Here is a 22,577-nt window from a genome sequence, read left to right on the forward strand (position 1 = left end):
GAATCCTTGAATTAGTTGGAGGCGACCTGGGTGGCGGTCTTGCCGTTGAAACTGGTGATGGCGGACGGGTCGACTTCGCCGACGCCGGCCACCTGCAATACGACCGCACCGGTGCCCGACAGGCGCACGCTGTCGACGCGGCCGGTGACTTCGACCGGCACGCGGCTGCCGTCGGCAGCCTGGGCCGAGATCGCATAATTACCCGGCGCCAGGCCGAGCGCCGCCGGGTCGATGGTAAAGGCTTGCGAACCGGCCGCATGGAAGGGCAGGGAGATCGTGTGCGCCTGGCCGTCGGCGCCGGTCAGCACGACATTGGTCGCGCTGCTGGCGGCCGGCAGGGCGACGCTGCCTTCGATGGTGCTGCCGTCCACGCGCACGCGCTCGGTCGCGACCGACACCGACGAGCCGACCTGGCCGCCCATCGCCAGCACCTGCAGGCTTTGCAGCACGCTGGCGCTGGCGCTGGTGGTCTTCGACAGGCTCTGCAGGGCCTCGGTCTGCGACAGCTGCGAGAGCTGGTTCACGAACTGGCTGGGGTCCGACGGCGACAGCGGATCCTGGTTGCGGATCTGCGCCACCAGCAGCTTGGTGAACATGTCCTTGTTGGCGCTGACGTCGGCGCTGGCCAAGACCGCATCAACGCCGGCGCCGGTCGCCGCGTTGTTCGGGGAAGCGAGGGAATTGGTCAGCATGATCAGCCCTCGCCCAGTTTCAGGAGCGAGGCCTGCATCGACTTGATGCGGCCCAGCACCTCGACATTGGTCTCGAAGGCGCGCGAGGCCGACATCATGTCGGCCATCTCGGCGACCGAATTGACGTTGCTGTAGACGACCATGCCGTCGGCGTCGGCCAGCGGATTGCCCGGCTCATAGACTTTGCGCACCGGGTCGGCGCTTTCGACCACGTCGAGCACCTGCACGCGGGCGCCGTTGTCGTTCTCCATGATGGCGGCGAACACGGGCTTCCTCGCGCGGTAGGCGTCGGCTTCGGACGCGGCCGCGGTGTCGGCGTTGGCCAGGTTGGAGGCGATCGTGTTCAGGCGTACCGACTGGGCCGCCATCGCCGACCCGGCGATATTCGAGATGTCCTTGAAACTCATGCTTATTGTCCGTTGATGGCTTTGGCCAGGCCGCGCAGCTTCATGTTGATGAAGGTGAGGCTGGTCTGGAAGTCGGAGGCGTTCTGCGAGAACGCGGCCTGCTCGACGCCGATTTCGACGGTGTTGCCGTCGGCGCTGGGGTGGAAGGGCACGCGGTAGAGCGCGTCGCCGTCCGAGAACGACGGCAGGCCCATGCCCGCTTCGCCCGCTTCCGCCTCGATCCGCTCCTGCAGCACTGCGCCGAAGTCGAGGTCGCGTGCGGTGAAGCCCGGCGTGCTTTCGTTGGCGATGTTCGCGGCCAGCACCTTGGTGCGCTCGGCGCGCACGTGCAGCGCATCGGCATGCACGCCCAGTGCTTCCTTAAAGTTGATCGTCATTCGCTTGTCCTCCTTCGTGAACTGCAGTGTGTTTCGTTAGAATGCTTGAATCTTTGATTGCCAAGGTCTGTCGCAATGATTCTTCGTACCGCCCGCCGCGCGGTTCTGCCGCGCCTCCTGCTGCCGCTCTTGCTGTCGCCCTTGCTGGCCCCTGTGCCGGGCTTTGCCGCTCCCACCATCGCCGGCCAGGTCGAGGAGACCGCCCGCGCCGAGCTGGAGAAGCAGGCCGAGGCCATCGGTCTCGTCGACGCCCGTTTCGCGCTCACCGTGGTGCCGCCGCGCGCGGCGCCGCCCTGTTCGGGCCCGGTCGAGGTCGACGTGCTCGACACCCGCCAGCCCACCCGCATGCGCTTCGCGGTGCGCTGTCCGGGCGCCGGCGCCAGCCGTCAGGAATACATCGTGCGGGCCCGCATTTCCGCCTCGGTCGTCGTGACCGCCACCCCGGTCGCTGCCAATGAAGTGCTCACAGACTCCAATGTTACCGTAGGACAACGGGACATTACCAGCATTACGGACCCTGTAGTCAGCCCAATTGATGCGGTAGGCCAAACGAGTCGCAGATCGTTGCGCGCGGGCGACGTTTTACGTAACAGTTCGCTAAGCGCTCCCATCCTGATCAAACGCGGCGACGCCGTCGTCATGATCGCGCGCCAGGACGGTATCGAGGTCAGCACGGCCGGCGAAGCGCTCGACACCGGCGCCAAGGGCGCGCTGGTGCGGGTGCGCAACGCCTCCAGCGGCCAGGTCGTGCGCATGCGCGTGAGCGCGCCCGGCATGGTCGAACCCGCCGACAGGCCGCCCATCAGCCGTTGATGCCCTGCAGCTTGCCGGCCAGGCGCGCCAGCTTGGCGGCGTAGGCCGGGTCGGTCGCGTAGCCGCCGCGGGCCAGGCCCTGGGCGAAGGCGTGGGCGTCGCTGCCGGCGCCGATCGCGCCTTTGTAGCGCGGGTTATCGAGCAGCATCTGCGCGTAGTCGCGGAAGGCGCTGGCCGCGTCCGGATAGGCACGGAAGCGCGCGTTGGTCTTGACCGCCGCGCCGCCGACGTATTCGGTGGTGGCCGTCTCGGCCACGGCGCCGTTCCAGCTGCCGCTGGCCTTGATGCCGAACAGGTTGTGGCTGCTGGCGCCGTTCGCGTTCGGGATCGGGCGCTGGCCCCAGCCCGATTCGAGCGCCGCGTGGGCCGCCACCAGTTCCGGCGCCACGCCGAGCCTGGCGCCCGCTTCGCGCGCCCAGGGCGCGATGCTGTCCAGGAAGGCCTGCTGATGCTCACTGGCCGATCCGTTTTCCACCTCTTCCGGCGCCAGCACTTCGGCCGCGCTGCGCTGGTGCCACATCGCGCCTTCCGGCGTCAGGTCGGCGGCAGGCGTGCCACCGTTCTGGATAAAGGCCGCCACTTCGCCCTGCACCTCGGCGAAGGCGCGCCCGAAGCCGCTGCCGCCGCCAATGGCGGCGGTCGGGCGGGTCGAGGCGGTCGGCAGCGTGGCCGACAGCGGCGTGGTCGAGAACTCAGCGTGGCGCATAGGTCTGCTCCTCGCCGTGCAGCACGCGCTGCATGGTGGTGAACTGGTCGGCCAGCAGGTTGCCGTTGCGCGTGGTCGCGGCCTTGCAGACGACCACCAGGCGCTCCAGCTCGGACCAGGAGGCCGCCAGGCGCGCGCGGCCCGGCTCGGGCTGGGCCGCGATGAACCCGGCCATCGTGCCGTCGAGGCCGTGCAGGGCGCGCACCAGCGCCACGCGCTGGCGGCGGCGCGCATCCATCGCGTCCAGTGCCGGCGTCAGCTCTTCGGCCAGCGCGGCCAGTTCGGAACCCTGGTGCCGCAGCGCGGCCTGGAACTGGCGCTCGAGCAGGGCCAGGATGGCTTTCGCCGCTTCCAGGTCGAGCTGCACGCCGTCCGCCAGCGCGGCGACGGCCTGCTGGCGCGTCATGCGGGTCATCAGCGGCCTCCGTGGAAGCGCTGGATCATGCCGGCCAGGCGCGCCGGATCGAACGGCAGTTCGCCCTTGGCCAGCGCGTCGCGCAGTTCGGCCACGCGGGCGGCGTCGAAGTCCGGCATGGCGCGCATGGCCTGGGTGGCCGGCTGCAGCACTTCCGATTCCAGGGCGGCCGGGGCGGCGGCGCCGGCCGGGGCGGGAGCGGCGGCAGGGGCGGACGCGCCGCCGACTGACGGCGTCACGACCGCTGCGCCGGTTCCAGTGATTTTCATGCGGGTACCTCGGGTTTTCGATTGAATCGTCATGGTTACTTCGCCAGTTGGCCGCTCACTGCCTGCACGTCCCTGGCCGCAGCGGCGTTCCCGTTCGCGCCGGCGGCGCTGACGGAGACGCCGTCGACCAGTTCGCGGGTGGCGCCCGGGGCGCCGAACATGGCCGCGACCGTGCGCGATTGCGCGCGCGTCAGGATCATGAGTTCGATACGCCGGTTGACGTCGGCGTCGGTGTTCTTTGCGTCGAGCGGCGCGCGGTCGGCCATGCCGACCACCTGCAGCACGCTGTCGGGGCGCATGCCGCCGCTAAGCAGCTGGGAGCGCGCGGCCATTGCGCGGTTCGACGACAGCGCCCAGTTCGACATGCCGGTCTTCTCGGCGAAGGTGTACTGCACCGAGTCGGTGTGGCCGACGATCAGCATCTGGTTTTCCATCTGCGCGAACAGCGGGCCCATTTTCTGCAGCAGGCGCGCGAAGCGGCCGGTCGGCAGTGCGCTGCCGCGCATGAACATGCCCTGCTTGTCGGTATCGTGCAGCATCACGCGCAGGCCGAAGGGCGTCACCGTCGCTTCCAGGTTCGACGCCAGGCCCGCTTCCTCGCTCATCTTTTCCAGCTTCTTCGACAGTGCGGCCAGGTCGGCCGGGGAGTCGTAGGACACGCGCGTGGCGCTGTCGGCGCCGGCGGCATTCGCCGGACCGATGCCGTCGTGCATGGTCGGGAAGCGCTCGATCAGGCTGCCGCTGGGACCATTCGAGATTTCGGGACGGCGTCCCGGGCCTTCCAGCTGGCCGGCGGCGGCGTCCTTCATCATGTTCTGCACGGCTTCCTTCTCGCGCGCGGCCATCAGCCACAGCACCAGGAACAGCGACAGCAGCGCCAGGCAGAAGTCGGCGAAGGCGACTTTCCAGGCGCCGCCGTGCTCGTCGTGGTCGTGCTTGCCGCCGCCACGCTTGACGATGGTCTCGCCGTGCTTGTCGTTCAGCTTCGACACCGCTTACCCCGTCATCCGGTCGCCCGAGCGGCGGCGCTTGTTCTGCGACTCGTCCTCGCCGCCCATGGCGTTGATCCACTGCTCGAGCTGGGCGAAGCTGGGCTTGGCGTTCAGCTGGATCAGGCGGCGGCCGGCGTCGATCGCCAGCAGCGCCGGCTTGCCGGCCACGTGGGTGCACAGCACCACCTTCACGGTTTCCATGGTCGACGCTTCCGAATTGACCAGCTGCTTCATCATGTTCGACAGCGGATCGAGCAGGCCGTAGCAGAAGAAGATGCCGATGAAGGTGCCGACCATCGCCGCGCCGACCTTCTCGGCGATCAGGCCCGAGTCGGCACCGCCGGAGACCGAATACATCGCCATCACGATGCCCAGGACGGCCGCCAGGATGCCGAAGCCCGGCATGCCTTCGGCGATCTTGTGCAGCGACTTCGAGGGCTGGGTCAGCTCCTCGTGGATGGCGTCCAGTTCCTGTTCCAGCACGCCTTCGAGCTCGTGGGCGTTGATTTTCCCCATCGCCATCAGTCGGAAGTTGTCGACGATGAACGCCAGCAGCTTCGGCTCTTCCAGGATGCGCGGGTAGCGCTGGAAGATCGCGCTTTCGCGCGGCGCCTCGACGTGGGCGTCGAGCGCCTTCAGGCCGCCGGCGGCCAGTTGCAGCAGTTCGTACATCAGCAGCAGCAGCTGGCGCTGGAATTCCGAATCGTGCTTCTTGCGCGAGGCGATCTTCTTGAGCTGGTGCGCCATTTCGCCGAGCACGTGCTTTTCGTTGCCGATCACGAGCGCACCGAAAGCGGCGCCGACGATGATCAGGATCTCGACCGGGTGCCAGATGGCGGTGACCGTCCCGCCCATCAGTGCGAAGCCGCCGAAGACGCAGCCGAGCACAATGAGGATACCGATTAGTTGCTGCATGACGGGCCTTTCAGGATGATTTGCATGGTGTTCTCTTGTTGTTGTATCAGCGCGCCCCGAGGGCGGCCTTCATCTTGGCCAGCGCGCTCTTGTTGAGCTGGCAGACGCGGGCGTCGGACAGGTCGAGCACGGCGGCGATTTCCTTGTAGCTGAGCTCGAACTCGTAGATCATCTGGATCACGCGCTGTTCGCGCTCGCTCAAGGCGGCCAGGGCCTGCTCCAGGCTGCGGCGCACCAGCAGCGATTCTTCCGGGCCAGGCGCGCTGTGCGCCTGCTCGGTCGCTTCCTGCAGCACTTCGTCGAACGACAGCATTTCTTCGGCGCCGTCGTCCAGCAGATGCTGGAAATAGGCTTCCTGGGTGATGCCCAGCGCCTCGGCCGCTTCTTGCGGCGTCGGCTCGCGCCCGAGCTGGCGGGTGAGGGCGCGCAGGCCGTCGCGCAGGCGGTGCGCGTCCTGGCGCACGGCGCGCGGGCGCCAGTCCTGGCGGCGCAGCTCGTCGAGGATGGCGCCGCGGATGCGCAGCGAGGCGAAGCTGCCGAAACCATTGTCGGGCGTACCGTAACGGCGCAGCGCTTCGAGCAGGCCCATCAGGCCGATCTGCTCCATGTCCTCGCGCGACATCGAGCCCGAGACCTGCGAATTGAGCTGGCGCACGATGCGCTTGACCAGCGGCGCGTACGCCACCAGGTGGCGCTGTTCCTCGCGCGCGCTCATGCCCGAGGCAACGGCGGCTTCGTGGTATTCGCTGGCGCAGGAAGTGTCGGCGTAGTCGGCTAGGTAGGCCACGTTATCCCCGAAGGTTCATTCGACGATCAGCTTGCCGATCATGACTTCGTCGAACGGCTTCTCCCGTTCTTCGCTCGCATAATTGGCATCGAAGGTTTTGTTGAGCTGCTCGGCGTACTGCTCGACCGTCATGCCCGAGGCCTCGGCCAGCGTGTGCGCCGACAGGGCGCGCACCGCGACCGCGCGCAGCAGCGGCAGGTGGTCCTTGGTCAGCTTCTCGCGTTTCTCGTCGGTGGCCAGCACCAGGTCGGTCGACAGGTAATGCGCCTGGGCCTCGTTCGGCGCGCGGCGCAGCATCACGATCACCTTGTCGAGGGTGACGTACTTGACCGGCTTGTCCGACTTTTCCTTTTTCTTCGGCGTTTCGGCGGCATGCGCTGCTTCGCCGGCCTGCGCGGCCTGCGGCTTCATCCACCACATGGCGCCGCCGGCCGCGGCGGCGCTGAGCACCGCGACGGCGACAACGCCAATGATCATTTTCAGCTTGCTGTTCATCGTTCCTGGATTGATTCTTCAGTGGGTAGGTCAGGCGCGGGCGTTCAGCGAGAACGCGGAAGCGCCGTCGTTGGCCTCGGCAAGGGCATTGCCGGGCGCCTGTTCCTGTTGCTGGCCGTCCTGCTGGCGGCCGCGGTTGCCGCCGTCGCCGGCGAACTGCGGCGCCGCATTCGCGCTGCGCGCCGCCTGGGTGATGTTGACCGCGACATCGGTGAACTGGCGCTGGGCCAGGTCGTTGCGCAGGTTCTCGCTGACGCTCTGCAGCTGGCGCAGCACTTCGCCATGGGTCGCCGAGATGTGCACCTCGAGCGAACCGGCGCTGTGGCGGATCGCGATCTCGACGCGGCCCAGCATCGGCGGCTCGAGGCGGATCACCGCCTGCTCGGCGTTCTTGCCGAGCTGGAGCTGCAGGCGCTCGCCGAGCGCCTCGTGCAGGGTCTGGCGCCAGGCGGTCGGCGGGCCCGAGAGCGTCACCGTGTCGGCGCCGCGCTGCGCCGCGCCGTTTGCCGGCGCGGCCACGCCGAAGGCCTGGGCCAGGCCGCGATCGCCGGTGGGCGCCTGGTCCTGGCCGGCCTCGACGCCGCCGAAGGCGTCGGCTGCCAGGGCAGGGGCCGTGTTCTTCTGCTGGCCGGTCGCAGGCGTCGTCGTTGCCGGCATGGCCGCGTCGGACAGCGCCGGGAGCGCGGCGCCGGCATTGGCAGTGCGCAGGTCGACGCGTGCGGCGGCGTCCGGCGCCGGCGAAATACCGGTATCGGCGGCGGGCGCCGGATCTTTAGGGGCGCGCACGCCCGGCAGCGCGGCAACGACCGCGGCCAGGGTGGCTTGCGCCGCCGGCATCAGCGGCATCGCCATGGCGCCCAGCAGGGCATTGTCGGCCGGTTGCTGCTCGTCCGCGGACTCGTCGGCCGCTGGCGCCTCGAGGCCGTCGGCCGCGGGTGGCGGAAGCGGCTGGTCCAGGCCCAGCCACTCGGCAAAAGCGAGGGCCGGCTGCGCCGGCGCCTGTGCGGCCTCGCCCGGCTGCGCGGCGGCGGCCGCGTCCTTCACGGTGGCGGCATTGCCCGCGGCTGCGCCCGGCTCGGCCGGCTTCGCGCCCTTGCCGGCGGCCGGCAGGTTCAGGTTGGTCAAATTCAGGTTCATCATGTATCAGGCCGATTCGGTCTCGCTGGTCAGCGCGTACGCGATCCAGCCATCTTTGTTGTCGCGCATCTCGGCAAGCCGCTGGCCCAGTTGCTCCAGGGCCTGCGCGCAGGCCGCGGCGGCGTGGTCGTGGGCGGTGCGCAGGCGCGCCAGCGCCGCCAGTTCGGCGGCGCTCCAGGGGCCGCGCGCGGCCAGCGCCGACAGCTGCGGCGCCAGCGTTTTCGCCAGCGCGCCGAGCCGCTCCCAGTCGCGGGTTGCACGGGCGTCGTCGAAGGCCGCGGCGAGCATGCCGATTGCCGCCATCCTAGCCATTGCGTGCCTGCACGCCTTGCCAGCCCTGGCGGATCGTGGTCAGGATCTCCACCACTTCGTCGACCATCGCCGGATCCATCTTGATGCCGGCGTTCTGCAGGCGCGCGGCGCAGAAGTCGTACAGGCGCGCCAGGTTGGCCACCACTTCGCCGCCCTGTTCGAAGTCGAGCGAGCTCGACAGGCCGTTGATGATCTCGCAGCATTTGTCGATGCTGTTGGCTTTCAGTTCGTAGCGCTTGCCGACGATGTGGCCGCGTGCGCGCGCCAGTTCGTCCAGCAGGCCGTCGGTGAGCAAGAGGACCAGCTCCACCGGGGAAGCGCGCGAAGTCTGCGCGTCCAGGTTGGCAGCGTGATAGCTGCCGTAGGCTTCTTGATAGGACATGGGTGTACTTTAATCTTTGCTGCTGCTGAACAAAGCGTCGAACAGCGAGGTGTTATAGGACATATTGCTCTGAACGGTTTGCAGCTGCGTGAACTGCGCGAGGTAGCGCGCGTAGGCGCTGTCGTACTGTTTGTCGAGCGCGGTCTGGCGCCCGGCCAGGTCGCCCTGCAGCTTGCTGAGTTGATCCTTGCGGGCCTGGATCTGGCCGTTGGCGCTGTTGTTCCACAGCTTCAGGTAGGAGTCGAGCTGGGCGGCGATGCCGCTGGCGCTGCCGGTCGCCGTGCTGCCGATCAGGGTGTCGAGCCCGGTCGGGTTGGCCGCCAGCGCCTTGGTCAGGCGGGCATTGTCCAGGCCCAGGGTGCCGTCGCGGTTACCGATCAGGCCGAAGCTCGCCAGCGAGCTGCCGCCGGCGCCGCGCAGCGCGCTCACCAGGCGGTCGCGCAGTGCGCGCACGCCGCTGTCGCCGGCAAAGGCGCCGGCCGCCGAGCCGTTCGACGGGTCGGCTGGGCTGACCAGGGCGTCGATCGTCGATTTCAGCTTGTTGTAGGCATCCACGAAAGCCTGGGCGTTGGCAGTGGTCTTCGAGGCGTCGGAGGCGACCGTCAGCGTGAGCGGCGCGCTGCCGGCGGCTTGCGCCTTGGTCAGCGTCATGGTCACGCCGTCGATCACGTTGAAGGTGTTGCTGGCCTGGGTGATGGCGGTGCCGGTTTCCGAACCGACGCGCAGCACGGCGTCGAGCGCCTTGCTCAGCGGGTTCGGCGCGGCGCCCAGTTTCGCGGCCAGGCCGGCATCGATGCCGCTGGTCGCGCCGCTCGGGGCGACCGTGATCGCGTTGGCGGCGCCGGTGGCCTTCGCGCTCAGCACCAGTTCCGACACGCCGGTGCCGGTGGTGACGACCGAGGCCGAGATGCTGGTGTTGTTGGTGTCGCCATTGATCGCGGCGGCCAGGTCGCGCACCGTCCAGGTGGTCTTGCCGCTCAGGTCCAGCGTGAACGAATTGCTGCCGCTGCCCAGCGTGAGCGAGCCGCCGCCGGCGAAGTCGGTCAGGCCGCTGTAGGAAATCTTGTGGGCGCTGGCGATCCGTTCGACGAAGAAGGTATAGCCACCGGCCGCCGCGGTCGAATTCGCCGTGGCGCTGGCAAAGGCGGTGTCGCTGAACACGGCGCTATTGGCCGCGATGGTCTTGTTGACGCCGGTCAGGCTCGCCAGGCTGGCCTGGAATGCGCTCAGCGCCGAGCCGAGCGTGTTCAGGCCCTTCTCGGTGGCCGTGGCGGCATTGGTCTGGTTCGTCAGCATCGTCTGACGGCCGTACGTGAACTGTTCCGCCAGCGCCTGGGCCGTGGTGACTGGATCGTAATTGGTGTTGATCGCCATGGGTTCTCCTTATTCGGGCTTCACGCCCGTCCTGCCAGCCACGATTGGGTGGCGATGTCGTCTTCGCGCTTTCGTGCGGCGCGTTCCTGTTCGCGTGCGTGCGCGTCCTGTTGCTGCTCGAGCACCTTGCCGAGCAGTTCGCGGCGCGTCCACGCCGCGGTCAGGTTGCGCTGTGCGACCGCCATGTTGGCTTCGTGCAGCTGCAGGTCGGTGCGGTGGCTGTCGGCCAGCGCGAACACGGCCTGCTTGTACTGGCCGCAGTTCAGGGCCAGCGCCGGCGCCAGCCGGCCCGAGGCACCGCTGCCTTCGGCCAGCGCATGCAGCCGCTCCAGGTTGGCCTGGTAGCGCGCGCGCGTGGCTTCCTGGCGCGCCAGTTCCGTCTGCAGGCGGTCGACATCGAGGCTGCGCAGCTGCACCAGCGTATCGAGGCTGCGGATCGCATCGTTCTTTTTCATGCCATCATCCCCTGCAGTTGCGTGACGCAGGTGTCGAGCGGCGCGCCTTCGCGCGTGCCCTGGCACAGGAAGGCTTCGATGTGCGGCTGCAGCCGGACCGCGCGGTCGGTCTCCGGATCGGCGCCGGGCGTGTAGGCGCCCAGCGGAATCAGGTCGCGCACGCGCGCATGGCGCGCCAGCGCCGCCTTCAGCTTGCGCGCCGCGTTCGCGTGGTCCGGGCTCACGACCTGGGCCATGCAGCGGCTGATCGATTGCGCCACGTCGATGGCCGGGTAGTGGCCGCGTTCGGCCAGTTCGCGCGTGAGCACGATGTGGCCGTCCAGGATCGCGCGCGCGGTGTCGACCACCGGATCCTGCTGGTCGTCGCCTTCGGCCAGCACGGTGTAGATCGCGCTCATGCTGCCTTGCGGGTTCTCGCCGTTGCCGGCCGATTCGACCAGCTGCGGCAGGTTCGAGAACACCGACGGCGGATAGCCGCGCGTGGCCGGCGGCTCGCCCAGCGACAGCGCCACTTCGCGTAGCGCCATCGCGTAGCGGGTCAGCGAATCGCACAGCAGCAGCACGTTCTGGCCGCGGTCGCGGAAGTGCGCGGCGATCGAGTGGCACAGTTCGGTGGCCATCACGCGCATCATCGGCGACTCGTCGGCCGGCGCGACCACCAATACGGCGCGCTTCAGGCCCTCGGGGCCGAGCGACTTCTCGACGAATTCGCGCACCTCGCGGTTACGTTCGCCGATCAGGCCGACCACGACGACGTCGGCCACGGTCTGGCGCGTGATCAGGCCCAGCAGCACCGACTTGCCGACGCCGGAGCCGGCCATCAGGCCGACGCGCTGGCCCTTGCCGAGCGTGAGCATGGAATTGATGGCGCGTACGCCGACGTCGAGCGGCTCGTCGACCGGCGTCTTGCGCAGCGGGTTCACCTTCGGCGGCGTGGTCTCGAGCGGCTGGTCGCCACCGAGGCGGCCGAGGCCGTCGATTTCCTCGCCCAGGCCGTTGACCATGCGTCCCAGCCAGGACGGGCCGATCATCAGCTTGCTGGTGTTCTTCTCGGGCAACACGCGCGCGCCGGTGGCCAGGCCCTGCGGCTTCTTGAACGGCATCAGGTAGGAGACCTTGTCGCGGAAACCCACGACCTGGGCGTCGAGCCAGCCGCCGTCGACCAGTTCGATACGGGCGCGCTGGCCGGTGTGCAGCTTGCAGCCGACGCTTTCCAGCAGCAGGCCTTGCGCGCCGACCAGGCGGCCGGTGGGCGTGGCCACCGGCACCGCGCCGATGTCGAGCGAGCGCAGGGTGTCGACGAGCGCCGTCATGCCTCTTCTCCTTCGACTTCGAGCGCTTCGCGCACCTGGTCCATGCAGGCGGCCAGGCGGCCCTGGCAGCCGGCGTCGACTTCGTGGTCGCCCGACTTGACGCGGCATTCGCCCGGTTCGAGCGACGGATCGGCCAGCAGGTTCCACTTCTTGGCGCGCTTCGGATCGAGTTCGCTCACGCGGCGCAGTTCCTCCGGATTCATCAGCACTTCGACCGTGTCGCGCGAAGGCGGCATCGCGGCCAGGGCCTCATCGACCAGGGCCAGCAGCTGGGTCGGCTGCAGCGCCAGTTCGGCGCGGATCACCTGGCGCGCGATCTTGCCGACCAGGTCCACGACTTCCTTGCGCTGGGCGGCGCGGTAGTCGGACTTCAGTTTTTTCAGGGACTTGAGGGCGGCGTCGATCGGCTTGGCGAGTTGCTCGAAGCCGGCCAGCGCCTGCTCCAGGCCCTCGGCGCGGCCTTCCTCGAAGCCGCGCTTGCGGCCTTCGGCCTGGCCGGCCTCGAAGCCTTCGAGGCGCGCCTGCTCGAAGCCGGCGTCGTAGCCGTCCTGCTGGCCCTGGCGATAACCCGCCGCCAGCGCGCCGTCCCAGTCCTCCTGGTTCGGCGCATCGTGGCCGGCTTCGGCCGCGGCGCGCGCGGCCGCGCGCACCTGGGCCAGCGGCGGGAAATGGAATGGCCGGAACTGCTTCATTCGGCAGTGGCCTCGGCGAACAGCTGCACGTCGATCTCGCCGGCGTCGGCGAGGGCCTTGACGGCGGCCATGATGTCCTTGCGGGTCTGCTCGATGCGCGACATCGGCACCGGGCCCGAACGGCGCATCAGGTCCTCGAAGGACTGCGCCTGGCGCTTCGGCATGGCCGACAGGATGGCGTCGCGCAGGGCCGGTTCGGCGCCCTTGAGCGCGATCGCCCACTGCTCGAGCGGCACTTCGTCGAGCAGGCGGGTGATGACCTGTTCGGTCTGGCGCGACAGGATGAAGAAGTCGTACATCGACATCTCGATCTGCGACACCACTTCCGGGTCGTGCGCGCGCAGCAGTTCGACCATGCCGGCGCGGTTGTTCGGCAGGCGGTTCAGGATTTCGGCGACCTGGCGCACCCCTTCGACGCTGGCGCTCTGGGTGTCGAGCGCGGACAGGCAGCGCGTCACCAGCTCTTCCAGTTCGCGCAGCAGGTCGCGGTCGATCTCGTCCAGGCGCGCCAGGTTCAGCAGCACCAGGTCGCGGCCTTCTTCCGGCAGCGACTCGATGATCTGGCCGGCCAGGGCAGGGGGCAGGAAGGCCAGGAACACAGCCTGCATCTGCACGTGCTCGTGCGCGACGAATTCGGCCAGCCACTTCGGCGAGGCGTACTGCAGGCGCGCCATCATCGGACGGATGGCGTCGCCGTAGATCGTGTTCAGGACGCTGTTGGCGATGTCGCTGCCGAGCGCCAGGTCGAGCGAGCGCTTCAGGTAGCTGCGCGAGGCGCCGTGCAGGCCGCTTTGCTGGCGGTAGTCGTCGAAGAAATTCTGGACAGCGTATTTCACCGAGTCGACCTTGATACCGCTCATGCGCGACATGACCTGGGTCAGCTCGATCAGTTCTTCGCGCTCGAGGCAGCGCAGCACCGCGGCGGCGGGTTCCTCGCCGATCGACAGCAGCACGATGGCGGCCTGCTCGACCGGGCTCAGGACGGCTTCGCCGTCGTTATTGTTCAGTTCGGCCATGTTTCTTCTGCACCCATTGTTTGACCACTTCGGCGACGCGCTCCGGCTCCTTGCCGGCCAGTACCTTCAGGTGATCGACCATCACGTCCACGGCCGAGCCGGCCGGGGGCAAATCGTAGTTTTCCAGCAGCGGCACCATCGGCATCGTGCCGACGCCGGCGCCTGCCGCGATCGGTTCGGCCATGCTGGCGCCGGCCAGGGCCGGCACCGCATTCGGTGCGGCCACGGCGGCGGCACCTGCGGCGTTGGTCGCCAGGGCCGGGGCGGCGCCCGGTGCCGGCAGTTGCGGCGCCAGGCGCTGGTTGATCGTGCGCAGCAGCGGACGGGCCAGCAGCAGGTAGCCGAGCAGGGCGCCGACGATCCAGATGCCGTAGCCGGTGGCGTCGACGACGGTGTCGCGCTCCTGCCACCACGGCTCGACCGGGGCCGGCGCCGGGAAGTTTAGGCTCGACACGGCCAGCACGTCGCCGCGCGCGGTGTCGATGCCCAGGCCGCCGCGCAGGATCTTCTCGATGTTGGCCAGTTCCGGCTGGTTGAAGCCGGTCTTGGCGTTGGCCGCACTGGCGTTGTTCAGCACCACCGCCACCGACAGCTTGCGCAGGCGCCCGCGCGAGCGCTTGATCTGGGTGATCGCGCGGTCGTAGGCGTACTGGCGGGTGGTCGCGTTCTTGCGCGAGTTGTTGTTGTCGCCTTTGTCGGCCTCGGCCTGGGCGTTCGCGTTGGCGTCAGCTGGCGCGTTCGGGTCGGCCGGCACCGGCGGACGGTTCGACAGGGTGCCCGGCACGCCGAGCGCGAGGCGGTTCTTCTCCATCTCTTCGCGCATCGCTTCGCTGGTGACCTTCGGCGCTTCGCCGTACTTCTCCTGGGTTTCCTCGATCTTGTCGTTGTCGATGTCGGCGGTGACGCTGACCTTGAAGTTGTTCGCACCCAGCACCGGGCCGAGCAGCTCGGCGACGTTGGCGCGCACTTCCTGCGCCACGCGCTGGGCCGCGGCATCGCCCTGGGTGCCGCCGTCGAAGCCTTCGCTCAGGTCGACGCGCGAGGACAGGTAGTTGCCGGCCTGGTCGACCAGCGACACGCGCGCCGGGGACAGGCTGGCGACGCTGCCCGAGACCATGTTGACGATCGCGGCGATCTGCTCGTTGCCCAGGGTGCGGCCCGGCTTGACCGCGACCACGACCGAGGCCGAGGACTGGTCGGCCGCGCCGGCGACGAACGAGCTGTTCTTCGCGATCGCCAGGTGCACGCGCGCCGAGGCGATGGCGTCGAGCGTCAGGATGCTCTGCGCCAGTTCGCCTTCCAGGCCGCGGCGGAAGCGCACGTCCTGCACGAACTGCGACACGCCCAGCGGATCGTTCTTGTCCATCAGTTCCAGGCCGGCCGGCAGCTGGGCGGTCACGCCCTTGGCCGCGAGCAGCATGCGCGCCTTGCCCAGCTGGCTGGAAGGCACCATGACCTGGCCGCTGTCCGGGTGGATGCGGTAGGGGATCGCCTCGGCGTCGAGCACGCTCATCATGTCGCTGACGGCGACTTTTTCGCGCGCGCCGAACACGGGCTTGTAGCTGGCCTGGTCTTGCCACATGAACATCATCACGGCCGCCGTGATGACGATGGCGAGGACCAGCAGCGGGGTCAGGTTGTTGCGCAGCAGGGCGGGGAAGGCGGGCAAGCCTTTCAGGCCGCCTTCGCCGAAGGCATTCTTGAGCTTCGAGATCATCGTGGTGGGCTGTTAATCAGACAGGCAGCTTGATCAGTTCGTCGACCGCGCCCATCACTTTGTTACGGACCTGCATCAACATCGAGAAGGACAGGCTGGCTTGCTGGCTGGCTAGCATGGCGCCGACCAGGTCGTCGCTTTTACCGCTATCGACGTCGGCCATCCTGGCGGCGGCCGCCTGGTCCTGGTCGTCGACGCTGCGAAATGCGTCTTTCATGGTCTGGGCAAAGGAAAAGCCGGAAGCATGGCTTTCCGCTGTGTGTACCGATGGCGCAATGGCAAGGCGTTGTGCTTCGTTTGTCAGTGCGGCAAGGTCAGCTTTGATCAGACCGGCAAGTTCAGTTCCCATTTGTTAAATCCTATGAGTTCGATGTTGCGTGTCGGTGACACAGCTAGTGGTGTTTATGCGACAGAAGGGCGGGGATTAACTGTCGTTTTAACGCCAATTGTTAAATATTGCGCATTCCAAACTTGCACAAAAATGTGTGCCAAAGGCGTTGCTGATTTCACCTTTTCCCTCGTAAACCGGGTGGTTTTGCTGGGAAACGGCGTAAATCAAGATACGATCTTACCGTAGGGCAACGGGGAATTCAAAGAGGAATATCAAATGATCTGAAACAATTTCGGGGGTATAATTGTTGCCCTAGGGAATGAAATAAAAACACGTCCCGATAGCCATAATCAATTCGACATTCATGCCGATTAACAATTCTCCCGAACAGACGCGTCCGCACCAGGTGCTCGATCCCTGCCTGCTCGGGCGCCCCGTGCATTTGCTGCCGACCTTTGCCGCCGCATTTGCCGACGACCTGGCGCTTCTGCTGGCCGCGCCCGCCTCGCGCCGTTACTGGGGCGGCTTCGCGGTCGCCCAGGTGGAATTCGCACGCGCACCGGAAGGCGCCGCGCTGCGCTGGCTGGGCGTGGCCGGTCCCTGCGGCCAGGCCGCGGTCGCCTTCGAGCGCACCTTGCTGGTGGGGCTGCTCGAAGCCCGCTACGGCGGCAAGGGCGCCGCGGCGCCGCTGCGCGACCCGTCCGGCGAGCGCGTCAGCGCGACCGAGGAGCGCCTGGGCCAGACCTTGAGCGCGCAACTGGCCGAGCTGCTCGCGCGCTGCGTGCGCGGCGCCGCTACCCGCGCGGGGATCGAATTGCCGGCGCCGGCGGGCAAGGCTGCCGCCGCCGGCGCACCGGGCCGCAACGCCTGGGCGATCGCGGTCACGCTGCGCGAACCGCATGCCGGCGGCAGCGCGCGCTGCTGGATCGCGCCGGACCAGCAGATGATAGGCCTGATCCTGCAGGCGCTGCAGCCGGAGCGTCCGGTCCTGCGCGCCGCGCGCCCGGCCGAACCGCTGGCGGCCAACCTCAAAGTGAAACTCGAAGGCCGCCTGGTCAGCCACGAGATCACGCTCGAAAAGCTGTTCGCCCTGCAGGTGGGCGACGTGATTCCGGTGACCGTCGGCCGCGCCGACGTCCTGCTCGACGAAGCGCGCCTGTTCACGGCCGCCGTCGCCGAGCACAAGAGCAAGCTCTGTTTAACCTCTTTTGAAGACGCCGAATAATGAACATGAACCTCAATGAGCAGCTGGCTGTCGACGTTCTCCTCGACGAGGAAGCGCAAGTGACCGCCGGCCCCGCGCCGCGCAACCCGCGCCTGCCGCAGATGATGCGCCGCATCCCGGTCACCCTGACCCTGGAAGTGGGCTCGGCCCGCGTGTCGCTGCAGGACCTGATGGACCTGGGCCCGGCCAGCGTGCTGCCGCTCGATACGATCGCCGGCGAACCGCTGGTCATCAAGGTCAACGGCGCCCCGATCGGCCGCGCCGAAGTGGTGGTGGCCGGCGAGCAGTACGGGCTGAAAGTGATCGACCTCGACGGTCTGAACCTGGACCTGATCGCACAATGATGTTCACGACGAGCGGCGCCGCATTGCGCCGTACCGCGCTTGTAGTTGCAGGCGCTACGCTGATGATGAGTGCCGCTCCCGCGGGAGCCGCCGACGTGCTGGCCGGGGTCATCCCCGGCGCGAATTCCGGATTGAGCGTGAAATCGCAAATCCTGGTCCTCATGACCCTGCTCGGGCTGCTGCCCGTGCTGGTCATGATGATGACGAGCTTCACGCGCTTCGTGATCGTGCTGTCGCTGCTGCGCCAGGCCCTCGGCCTGCAACAGGGCCTGCCGAGCCGCGTCATCACCGGCATCGCCCTGATCCTCACGCTGCTGGTAATGCGCCCGATCGGGGTGCAGGTCTGGAACGAAGCCTTCGTCCCCTACGACAAGGACCAGATCGGCCTGGAACAGGCCCTGAAGACCGCCGAGAAACCGCTGTCGCGCTTCATGCTGGCCCAGACCAGCAAGAACGCGCTGGCCCAGGTCGCGCACCTGGCCGGCGAGCCGGCCAACATGAAGCCCGAAGACCGCGCCTTCACCGTGAAGCTGGCCGCCTTCGTGCTGTCCGAACTGAAGACCGCGTTCCAGATCGGCGCCATGCTGTTCATCCCCTTCCTCATCATCGACCTGGTGGTCTCGTCGGTGCTGATGGCGATGGGCATGATGATGCTGTCGCCGCTGGTGATCTCGCTGCCGTTCAAGCTGCTGCTGTTCGTGCTGGTCGACGGCTGGACCCTGACCGTCAACACCCTCGTGGGCAGTATCCACGGCTACTAGCAACCGGAGTAATCGATGAATCCTGATGTCGCCGTCGACCTGGTGGCCGAAGCGCTGCGCGTGGTCATGCTGCTTGTGATGGTGCTGGTCGTGCCGGGCCTGGTCATGGGCCTGGTGGTCGCGCTGTTCCAGGCCGCGACCCAGATCAACGAACAGACCTTGAGCTTCCTGCCGCGCCTCTTGGTGACGCTGGCGGCGCTGATCCTGGCCGGTCACTGGATGACCGGCTACCTGATGGACTATTGCGTGTCGGTGTTCCAGCGCGCGGCCACGCTCGGCGCCTAGCGAATGGAGCTGGTCAGCTTCCTGCTGCCCCTGATCGGCGCGCTGTGGTGGCCGTTCTGCCGCATCATGGCGATGTTCTCGACCGCGCCGGTGATCGGCGAGGGCCTGGTGCCGATCCCGGTGCGCGCGCTGCTGGCGCTGGTGCTGTCGTTCCTGATGCTGCCGATAACAAAAGACATGCCGATGCCCGACCCGTTCTCGCTGCACGGCGTGGTGGCGATGCTGGAGCAGGCCATTGTCGGCGGCGTGCTCGGCTTCGCGCTGCAGTTCGCCACCTCGGCCATCGCCATGCTCGGCTACCTGGTCTCGAGCCAGATCGGCTTCGCCATGGCGCAGATGAACGACCCGGTCAACGGCCAGCAGTCCGACGTGATCTCGAGCCTGCTGGCGCTGGTGGCGATTTTCGTGTTCTTCGCCATCGACGGCCACCTGGTGCTGACCAGCGTGCTGGGGCAGAGCTTCCGCGCATGGCCGGTGGGGCAGGGGCTGGGTCCGCTCATGCTGCAGACGGTCGCGCTGAACCTGGGCTGGGTGTTCGCCGCGGCGGTGCTGCTGGCGCTGCCGATCGTGTTCTCCACCATGGTGGTGCAGATCGGCTTCGGCTTCCTGAACCGCGTGGCGCCCTCGCTGAACCTGTTCTCGCTGGGCTTCTCGCTGGTGACGATTTTCGGGCTGATGATGCTGGTGCAGCTGGTGCGCTTCATCCCCGAGCACTACATCCAGCTCACCAACCAGGTGCTCGAGATGATCGGGCAGCAGATGAGGGCGGCCCATGGCGGATAACGGCACCGGCGGCGACAAGACCGAAAAGCCCTCAGCGCAAAAGCTGAAGAAGGCGCGCGAGCAGGGCCAGGTCGTCCGCTCGCGCGACCTGGCGACCGCGATCGGCATCCTGGTCAGCCTGAAAGTGTTCTCGCTGATGCTGCCCGCGTACCTGGAATCGTTCCGCGCCCTGTTCCGGCTGGTCTACGTGCCGCTGGGGGAGGCGGGAGCGATCGAGAACGCGATGTCGGTGGTGTTCATGGCGGCGCTGATGTTGCTGATCAAGATGGTGCTGCCGCTGGCGGCGGTGCCGGCGGCGATCGTGATCGGCGGTCTGGTGCCCGGCGGCTGGATCCTGTCGGGCAAGAACATGACGCCGCAGTTCGGGCGCCTGAGCCCCATGAAGAACCTGGGGAATTTGTTCACCCAGAAGCACGCGGTCGGGTTCGCGACTTCGCTGGCCAAGGCGGTCGTGCTGGGCTTCGTGCTGGTGCACGTCACGCGCTCCGGCATCAGCGCCTACGTCGACCTGCAACACCTGCCGCTGGGCGACGCCATGGTGCGCGGCGTCTCGATGATGTTCGATGCGCTGATGGCGATGGTGGCCGTGTTCATCGTCTTCGCGCTGATCGACGTGCCGGTGCAGTCCTTCCTGTTCACACGCAACCAGCGCATGAGCAAGCAGGAGGTCAAGGAAGAACACAAGACCAGCGAGGGCAAGCCCGAGGTGAAGCAGCGCATCCGCCAGTTGCAGCACCAGCTGGCGCGGCGCAGCGTGAACAAGACCGTGCCGACGGCGGACGTGGTGATCGTCAACCCCGAGCACTATGCGGTGGCGCTGAAGTACGACACCAACCGCGCCGAGGCGCCCTTCGTGGTGGCCAAGGGCGTGGACGAGATGGCGCTCTACATCAAGCGCGTGGCGCGCGAGCACAAGGTCGAAACGCTCGAGCTGCCGCCGCTGGCGCGCGCCATCTACAACACCAGCCAGGTGCAGCAGCAGATTCCCGCCCAGCTCTACCAGGCGGTGTCGCAGGTGCTGAACTATGTGCTGCAACTGAATGCTTTCCGTGCAGGCCGGCGCCAGGCGCCCCCACGGTTTCCGACTGATGTGGCGGTGCCACACCATTTGAGCGAGGTAACTCCTTCATGAATTCGCTGAACGCCTTCGTCGCCGAGCTGCGGCGCCAGAAATACGCCGCCCCGGCCTTCCTCCTGATGCTGCTCGGGATGATCATGCTGCCGCTGCCGCCGGTGCTGCTGGACGTCCTGTTCACGTTCAACATCGTGCTGGCGCTGATCGTGATCCTGGTCTCGGTGTCGGCCAAGCGGCCGCTCGACTTCTCGGTGTTCCCGACGGTGATCCTCGGCACCACCCTGATGCGCCTGGCGCTGAACGTGGCCTCGACCCGCGTCGTGCTGCTGCACGGCCACGAGGGCACGCACGCCGCCGGCTCGGTGATCGAATCCTTCGGCAACGTCGTCATCGGCGGTAACTTCGTGGTCGGCCTGGTGGTGTTCGTGATCCTCATGATCATCAACTTCGTGGTCGTGACCAAGGGCTCCGAGCGTATCTCGGAAGTGTCGGCGCGTTTCACCCTGGACGCGCTGCCGGGCAAGCAGATGGCGATCGACGCCGACCTGAACGCCGGCCTGATCAACCAGGAAAAGGCGACCCAGCGCCGCAAGGACGTGGCCGCTGAAGCCGACTTCTACGGCGCCATGGACGGCGCCTCGAAATTCGTGCGCGGCGACGCCATCGCCTCGATCTTGATCCTGATCATCAACCTGATCGGCGGCGTGGCGATCGGCGCCCTGATGTACGACCTGCCGATCGGCGAGTCCTTCCGCGTCTACGCGCTGCTGACCATCGGCGACGGCCTGGTCGCGCAGATCCCGGCGCTGCTGCTGTCGGCCGCCGCGGCGATCCTGGTGACCCGCATCGGAGAATCGGGCGACCTGGACAAGCAGGTCAGCGGCCAGCTGCTGGCCCAGCCGACGACCCTGTTCGCCGCTGCCGGCGTGATGGTCATACTGGCCCTGATTCCGGGCATGCCCTTCCTGGTCTTCGCCGTCTTCGCAGTGGCGCTCGGGTATGCGGGCTGGCGCCTGCATACCCGCGTGCAGCCGGCCGATACCGCCGGCGTCGCCGCCATCGAAGCAGCGCTGCGCGACGAGCGCGCGCCCGACCTGGACTGGCAGCAGCTGCCCGTGGTGCAGCCGATCTCGGTGGCGGTCGGCTACAAGCTGGTCGGCCTGGTCGACAAGGCCCAGGGCGAGCAGCTCACCAAGCGCGTCAAGGGCATCCGCCAGAGCCTGTCCGAGTCGATGGGCGTGGTGCTGCCCGCCATCGGCGTGCGCGACGACCTGGCCCTGCGTCCGTCCCAGTATGCGGTCAGCCTGTCGGGCGTGGTGGTGGCCGAGGGCGAGGTCCATCCGGACCACCTGATGGCGATCCCGTCGCCCAACGTCTACGGCGAGATCGACGGCATTCCGGGCCTGGAACCGGCCTTCGGCATGGCCGTGACCTGGATCGAGCCGCAGCAGAAAGGCGAGGCGCTGGGCCTGGGTTACCAGGTGGTCGAAGTGCCGAGCGTGATCGCGACCCACGTGTCGAAGGTGATCCGCGACCACCTGCACGAGCTGTTCCGCCACGAGGACGTGCCGGCGCTGATGGAACGCCTGACGGCGCTGTCGCCGAAGCTGGCCGACGCGCTGGCCAAGGCGCTGAACCACACCCAGCTGCTGCGCGTGTTCCGCGTGCTGCTGGCCGAGGGCGTCTCGCTGAAGGACATCGTCGTGATCGGCACCACGCTGCTGGATGCCTCCGAAACCACCAAGGACCCGATCCTGCTGGCGGCCGAGGTGCGCTGCGCGCTGCGGCGCCAGATCGTGTCGGGCCTGTTCGGCAAGAAGAAGGACATGCCGGCCTTTAACCTGTCGGCCGAGCTGGAAAACATGCTGCTCGGTTCCCTGAACCAGGCGCGCCAGAACGGCGGCGGCAAGGTCGCGCTGGACAACTACCCGATCGACCCGCAACTGCTGTCGCAGCTGCAGATCAACATGCCGGTCGCGCGCGAGCAGATGAAGCAGCAGCACACGCCGCCGCTCCTGCTGGTGCTGCCGCAGGTGCGCCCGCTGCTGGCGCGCTACGCCAAGCTGTTCGCGCCGGGCCTGAACGTGCTGTCGTATAACGAGATTCCCGAGAACCGGGAAGTGTCGATCGTGGGGACGGTGGGGTAAAGGTGTGCCGAAGTAGGCCCGCGGCACTCGTGATCGACTATTCGGAAGTGGTACCGCGTGGGCTCGAGAGCCAGTCTTTTAAAGGTGCGGTCTGGCTCTGCGGCTTAGAGCTCCTCTATGGCAACGAAATTGCGTCGTTTCGGAAGATTTTTGCCAGAAGTGAGCGAAGCACCATTTCTCCTAGAAATTCCATGCCTTGCTGGAACGTTTCTCCAAAATTTTGGCTGAATTCTGTTTTGCAGAAGAGCGTCGTCGAGCCCCCAGAAATTGTGCTGTAGAGCGCACCTTTAGAGGGCTGGCTCGAGAGCCCGCCCTACAAAGGCGGGTTTCGTAGGGTGGGCTCTCGAGCCCACGCGGTAC

At 67.5% G+C, this 22,577-nt stretch carries 28 protein-coding genes; 8 read left to right on the forward strand and 20 right to left on the reverse strand.

Annotation, left to right across the window (positions count from 1 at the left end; translation table 11 throughout):
• Positions 1 to 11: 11 nt before the first annotated feature.
• Genes ACFOPH_RS24280 through flgB form a run of 3 tightly spaced genes read right to left on the reverse strand, consistent with a single transcriptional unit; the run spans position 12 to position 1,476 of the window.
• The gene (locus ACFOPH_RS24280; protein WP_379737688.1) at positions 12 to 692 is read right to left on the reverse strand and encodes a flagellar hook capping FlgD N-terminal domain-containing protein; all 681 of its coding nucleotides are present in this window, start codon (positions 690 to 692) and stop codon (positions 12 to 14) included.
• A gap of 2 nt (positions 693 to 694) precedes the next feature.
• Entirely contained in the window at positions 695 to 1,099 is a 405-nt protein-coding gene (gene flgC, locus ACFOPH_RS24285) for a flagellar basal body rod protein FlgC (protein ID WP_312553061.1), read from the reverse strand.
• A 2-nt stretch (positions 1,100 to 1,101) separates the two neighbouring features.
• Entirely contained in the window at positions 1,102 to 1,476 is a 375-nt protein-coding gene (gene flgB / locus ACFOPH_RS24290) for a flagellar basal body rod protein FlgB (protein ID WP_313704136.1), read from the reverse strand.
• A gap of 75 nt (positions 1,477 to 1,551) precedes the next feature.
• Between flgB and flgA the strand changes: the two genes are divergently transcribed.
• Positions 1,552 to 2,289, forward strand: a complete 738-nt coding sequence (flgA, locus tag ACFOPH_RS24295) for a flagellar basal body P-ring formation chaperone FlgA (RefSeq protein ID WP_379737690.1) — start codon at positions 1,552 to 1,554, stop codon at positions 2,287 to 2,289.
• Here the strand turns inward: flgA and flgJ are convergent.
• The 17 genes from flgJ to ACFOPH_RS24380 are packed head-to-tail and all read right to left on the reverse strand — an operon-like array spanning position 2,279 to position 15,615.
• Positions 2,279 to 2,995: a flagellar assembly peptidoglycan hydrolase FlgJ gene (gene flgJ, locus ACFOPH_RS24300; RefSeq protein ID WP_312553066.1), complete on the reverse strand. Its 717-nt coding sequence runs from the start codon at positions 2,993 to 2,995 to the stop codon at positions 2,279 to 2,281. The genes flgA and flgJ overlap by 11 nt on opposite strands.
• Entirely contained in the window at positions 2,982 to 3,410 is a 429-nt protein-coding gene (gene flgN, locus ACFOPH_RS24305; RefSeq protein ID WP_379737692.1) for a flagellar export chaperone FlgN, read from the reverse strand. Before flgN ends, flgJ begins: the two co-directional genes overlap by 14 nt.
• Positions 3,410 to 3,679 (reverse strand): flagellar biosynthesis anti-sigma factor FlgM, encoded by a 270-nt coding sequence (gene flgM / locus ACFOPH_RS24310; protein ID WP_379737694.1) that lies wholly within the window; start codon positions 3,677 to 3,679, stop codon positions 3,410 to 3,412. Before flgM ends, flgN begins: the two co-directional genes overlap by 1 nt.
• Positions 3,680 to 3,714: 35 nt before the next feature.
• Positions 3,715 to 4,671: a flagellar motor protein MotB gene (locus ACFOPH_RS24315; RefSeq protein WP_379737696.1), complete on the reverse strand. Its 957-nt coding sequence runs from the start codon at positions 4,669 to 4,671 to the stop codon at positions 3,715 to 3,717.
• 3 nt (positions 4,672 to 4,674) lie between these two features.
• The gene (gene motA / locus ACFOPH_RS24320) at positions 4,675 to 5,586 is read right to left on the reverse strand and encodes a flagellar motor stator protein MotA (protein WP_312554009.1); all 912 of its coding nucleotides are present in this window, start codon (positions 5,584 to 5,586) and stop codon (positions 4,675 to 4,677) included.
• A 46-nt stretch (positions 5,587 to 5,632) separates the two neighbouring features.
• A complete protein-coding gene (locus ACFOPH_RS24325) occupies positions 5,633 to 6,373 on the reverse strand; it encodes a FliA/WhiG family RNA polymerase sigma factor (protein WP_379737698.1) in 741 nt (246 codons plus the stop codon).
• A 15-nt stretch (positions 6,374 to 6,388) separates the two neighbouring features.
• Positions 6,389 to 6,850, reverse strand: a complete 462-nt coding sequence (locus ACFOPH_RS24330) for a flagellar basal body-associated FliL family protein (protein WP_379737700.1) — start codon at positions 6,848 to 6,850, stop codon at positions 6,389 to 6,391.
• A gap of 48 nt (positions 6,851 to 6,898) precedes the next feature.
• The gene (locus ACFOPH_RS24335; protein ID WP_379737702.1) at positions 6,899 to 8,008 is read right to left on the reverse strand and encodes a flagellar hook-length control protein FliK; all 1,110 of its coding nucleotides are present in this window, start codon (positions 8,006 to 8,008) and stop codon (positions 6,899 to 6,901) included.
• 3 nt (positions 8,009 to 8,011) lie between these two features.
• Positions 8,012 to 8,317, reverse strand: a complete 306-nt coding sequence (locus tag ACFOPH_RS24340; protein WP_379737704.1) for a hypothetical protein — start codon at positions 8,315 to 8,317, stop codon at positions 8,012 to 8,014.
• Positions 8,310 to 8,699 (reverse strand): flagellar export chaperone FliS, encoded by a 390-nt coding sequence (fliS, locus tag ACFOPH_RS24345; protein ID WP_379737706.1) that lies wholly within the window; start codon positions 8,697 to 8,699, stop codon positions 8,310 to 8,312. The genes ACFOPH_RS24340 and fliS overlap by 8 nt, the downstream gene beginning before the upstream one ends.
• A gap of 9 nt (positions 8,700 to 8,708) precedes the next feature.
• The gene (gene fliD / locus ACFOPH_RS24350; RefSeq protein ID WP_379737708.1) at positions 8,709 to 10,073 is read right to left on the reverse strand and encodes a flagellar filament capping protein FliD; all 1,365 of its coding nucleotides are present in this window, start codon (positions 10,071 to 10,073) and stop codon (positions 8,709 to 8,711) included.
• Between the two features lie 20 nt (positions 10,074 to 10,093).
• Positions 10,094 to 10,528, reverse strand: coding sequence for a flagellar FliJ family protein (locus ACFOPH_RS24355; RefSeq protein WP_379737711.1), 435 nt, complete (start codon positions 10,526 to 10,528; stop codon positions 10,094 to 10,096).
• Positions 10,525 to 11,841: a flagellar protein export ATPase FliI gene (gene fliI, locus ACFOPH_RS24360; RefSeq protein WP_379737713.1), complete on the reverse strand. Its 1,317-nt coding sequence runs from the start codon at positions 11,839 to 11,841 to the stop codon at positions 10,525 to 10,527. The genes ACFOPH_RS24355 and fliI overlap by 4 nt, the downstream gene beginning before the upstream one ends.
• Positions 11,838 to 12,533: a flagellar assembly protein FliH gene (fliH, locus tag ACFOPH_RS24365; RefSeq protein WP_379737715.1), complete on the reverse strand. Its 696-nt coding sequence runs from the start codon at positions 12,531 to 12,533 to the stop codon at positions 11,838 to 11,840. The genes fliI and fliH overlap by 4 nt, the downstream gene beginning before the upstream one ends.
• Positions 12,530 to 13,549, reverse strand: a complete 1,020-nt coding sequence (locus ACFOPH_RS24370; RefSeq protein ID WP_312553954.1) for a flagellar motor switch protein FliG — start codon at positions 13,547 to 13,549, stop codon at positions 12,530 to 12,532. Before ACFOPH_RS24370 ends, fliH begins: the two co-directional genes overlap by 4 nt.
• The gene (gene fliF, locus ACFOPH_RS24375; protein WP_379737717.1) at positions 13,530 to 15,266 is read right to left on the reverse strand and encodes a flagellar basal-body MS-ring/collar protein FliF; all 1,737 of its coding nucleotides are present in this window, start codon (positions 15,264 to 15,266) and stop codon (positions 13,530 to 13,532) included. Before fliF ends, ACFOPH_RS24370 begins: the two co-directional genes overlap by 20 nt.
• Before the next feature lie 16 nt (positions 15,267 to 15,282).
• Positions 15,283 to 15,615 carry a flagellar hook-basal body complex protein FliE gene (locus ACFOPH_RS24380; RefSeq protein ID WP_379737719.1) on the reverse strand — a complete coding sequence of 111 codons (333 nt, stop codon included), beginning with the start codon at positions 15,613 to 15,615 and terminating at the stop codon, positions 15,283 to 15,285.
• Between the two features lie 346 nt (positions 15,616 to 15,961).
• Between ACFOPH_RS24380 and ACFOPH_RS24385 the strand changes: the two genes are divergently transcribed.
• From ACFOPH_RS24385 to flhA, 7 genes are read left to right on the forward strand one after another with little or no spacing between them, the layout of a single operon-like run.
• Entirely contained in the window at positions 15,962 to 16,822 is an 861-nt protein-coding gene (locus ACFOPH_RS24385; RefSeq protein ID WP_379737721.1) for a FliM/FliN family flagellar motor switch protein, read from the forward strand.
• On the forward strand, positions 16,822 to 17,166 hold the full coding sequence (locus ACFOPH_RS24390) for a FliM/FliN family flagellar motor switch protein (RefSeq protein ID WP_379737723.1): 345 nt from the start codon (positions 16,822 to 16,824) through the stop codon (positions 17,164 to 17,166). The genes ACFOPH_RS24385 and ACFOPH_RS24390 overlap by 1 nt, the downstream gene beginning before the upstream one ends.
• Complete coding sequence (gene fliP, locus ACFOPH_RS24395; protein WP_379737725.1) at positions 17,163 to 17,927, forward strand: flagellar type III secretion system pore protein FliP; 765 nt, start codon at positions 17,163 to 17,165, stop codon at positions 17,925 to 17,927. The genes ACFOPH_RS24390 and fliP overlap by 4 nt, the downstream gene beginning before the upstream one ends.
• A gap of 15 nt (positions 17,928 to 17,942) precedes the next feature.
• Positions 17,943 to 18,212, forward strand: coding sequence for a flagellar biosynthesis protein FliQ (gene fliQ, locus ACFOPH_RS24400; protein ID WP_379737727.1), 270 nt, complete (start codon positions 17,943 to 17,945; stop codon positions 18,210 to 18,212).
• A gap of 3 nt (positions 18,213 to 18,215) precedes the next feature.
• The gene (gene fliR / locus ACFOPH_RS24405; RefSeq protein ID WP_379737729.1) at positions 18,216 to 18,995 is read left to right on the forward strand and encodes a flagellar biosynthetic protein FliR; all 780 of its coding nucleotides are present in this window, start codon (positions 18,216 to 18,218) and stop codon (positions 18,993 to 18,995) included.
• Positions 18,985 to 20,127, forward strand: coding sequence for a flagellar type III secretion system protein FlhB (flhB, locus tag ACFOPH_RS24410; protein ID WP_379737731.1), 1,143 nt, complete (start codon positions 18,985 to 18,987; stop codon positions 20,125 to 20,127). The genes fliR and flhB overlap by 11 nt, the downstream gene beginning before the upstream one ends.
• Complete coding sequence (flhA, locus tag ACFOPH_RS24415) at positions 20,124 to 22,217, forward strand: flagellar biosynthesis protein FlhA (protein WP_379737733.1); 2,094 nt, start codon at positions 20,124 to 20,126, stop codon at positions 22,215 to 22,217. Before flhB ends, flhA begins: the two co-directional genes overlap by 4 nt.
• The last annotated feature ends 360 nt before the right edge of the window (positions 22,218 to 22,577 follow it).

It is taken from the genome of Massilia haematophila, assembly GCF_042647645.1.
Classification (GTDB): Bacteria; Pseudomonadota; Gammaproteobacteria; order Burkholderiales; family Burkholderiaceae_D; genus Telluria; species Telluria haematophila.

What these genes read in the sequence shown, in the direction of transcription:
- ACFOPH_RS24390 (WP_379737723.1), top strand. Translation starts at nt 16,822, where the DNA reads ATGAACATGAACCTCAATGAGCAGCTGGCTGTCGACGTTCTCCTCGAC.
- flgJ (WP_312553066.1), bottom strand. Translation starts at nt 2,995, where the DNA reads ATGCGCCACGCTGAGTTCTCGACCACGCCGCTGTCGGCCACGCTGCCG.
- ACFOPH_RS24385 (WP_379737721.1), top strand. Translation starts at nt 15,962, where the DNA reads ATGCCGATTAACAATTCTCCCGAACAGACGCGTCCGCACCAGGTGCTC.
- ACFOPH_RS24355 (WP_379737711.1), bottom strand. Translation starts at nt 10,528, where the DNA reads ATGAAAAAGAACGATGCGATCCGCAGCCTCGATACGCTGGTGCAGCTG.
- flhB (WP_379737731.1), top strand. Translation starts at nt 18,985, where the DNA reads ATGGCGGATAACGGCACCGGCGGCGACAAGACCGAAAAGCCCTCAGCG.
- flgC (WP_312553061.1), bottom strand. Translation starts at nt 1,099, where the DNA reads ATGAGTTTCAAGGACATCTCGAATATCGCCGGGTCGGCGATGGCGGCC.
- ACFOPH_RS24280 (WP_379737688.1), bottom strand. Translation starts at nt 692, where the DNA reads ATGCTGACCAATTCCCTCGCTTCCCCGAACAACGCGGCGACCGGCGCC.
- fliS (WP_379737706.1), bottom strand. Translation starts at nt 8,699, where the DNA reads ATGTCCTATCAAGAAGCCTACGGCAGCTATCACGCTGCCAACCTGGAC.
- fliQ (WP_379737727.1), top strand. Translation starts at nt 17,943, where the DNA reads ATGAATCCTGATGTCGCCGTCGACCTGGTGGCCGAAGCGCTGCGCGTG.
- ACFOPH_RS24340 (WP_379737704.1), bottom strand. Translation starts at nt 8,317, where the DNA reads ATGGCTAGGATGGCGGCAATCGGCATGCTCGCCGCGGCCTTCGACGAC.
- ACFOPH_RS24335 (WP_379737702.1), bottom strand. Translation starts at nt 8,008, where the DNA reads ATGATGAACCTGAATTTGACCAACCTGAACCTGCCGGCCGCCGGCAAG.
- fliF (WP_379737717.1), bottom strand. Translation starts at nt 15,266, where the DNA reads ATGATCTCGAAGCTCAAGAATGCCTTCGGCGAAGGCGGCCTGAAAGGC.
- motA (WP_312554009.1), bottom strand. Translation starts at nt 5,586, where the DNA reads ATGCAGCAACTAATCGGTATCCTCATTGTGCTCGGCTGCGTCTTCGGC.
- fliD (WP_379737708.1), bottom strand. Translation starts at nt 10,073, where the DNA reads ATGGCGATCAACACCAATTACGATCCAGTCACCACGGCCCAGGCGCTG.
- flhA (WP_379737733.1), top strand. Translation starts at nt 20,124, where the DNA reads ATGAATTCGCTGAACGCCTTCGTCGCCGAGCTGCGGCGCCAGAAATAC.
- fliP (WP_379737725.1), top strand. Translation starts at nt 17,163, where the DNA reads ATGATGTTCACGACGAGCGGCGCCGCATTGCGCCGTACCGCGCTTGTA.
- flgM (WP_379737694.1), bottom strand. Translation starts at nt 3,679, where the DNA reads ATGAAAATCACTGGAACCGGCGCAGCGGTCGTGACGCCGTCAGTCGGC.
- ACFOPH_RS24330 (WP_379737700.1), bottom strand. Translation starts at nt 6,850, where the DNA reads ATGATCATTGGCGTTGTCGCCGTCGCGGTGCTCAGCGCCGCCGCGGCC.
- fliR (WP_379737729.1), top strand. Translation starts at nt 18,216, where the DNA reads ATGGAGCTGGTCAGCTTCCTGCTGCCCCTGATCGGCGCGCTGTGGTGG.
- ACFOPH_RS24370 (WP_312553954.1), bottom strand. Translation starts at nt 13,549, where the DNA reads ATGGCCGAACTGAACAATAACGACGGCGAAGCCGTCCTGAGCCCGGTC.
- ACFOPH_RS24380 (WP_379737719.1), bottom strand. Translation starts at nt 15,615, where the DNA reads ATGGGAACTGAACTTGCCGGTCTGATCAAAGCTGACCTTGCCGCACTG.
- flgN (WP_379737692.1), bottom strand. Translation starts at nt 3,410, where the DNA reads ATGACCCGCATGACGCGCCAGCAGGCCGTCGCCGCGCTGGCGGACGGC.
- fliH (WP_379737715.1), bottom strand. Translation starts at nt 12,533, where the DNA reads ATGAAGCAGTTCCGGCCATTCCATTTCCCGCCGCTGGCCCAGGTGCGC.
- flgA (WP_379737690.1), top strand. Translation starts at nt 1,552, where the DNA reads ATGATTCTTCGTACCGCCCGCCGCGCGGTTCTGCCGCGCCTCCTGCTG.
- flgB (WP_313704136.1), bottom strand. Translation starts at nt 1,476, where the DNA reads ATGACGATCAACTTTAAGGAAGCACTGGGCGTGCATGCCGATGCGCTG.
- fliI (WP_379737713.1), bottom strand. Translation starts at nt 11,841, where the DNA reads ATGACGGCGCTCGTCGACACCCTGCGCTCGCTCGACATCGGCGCGGTG.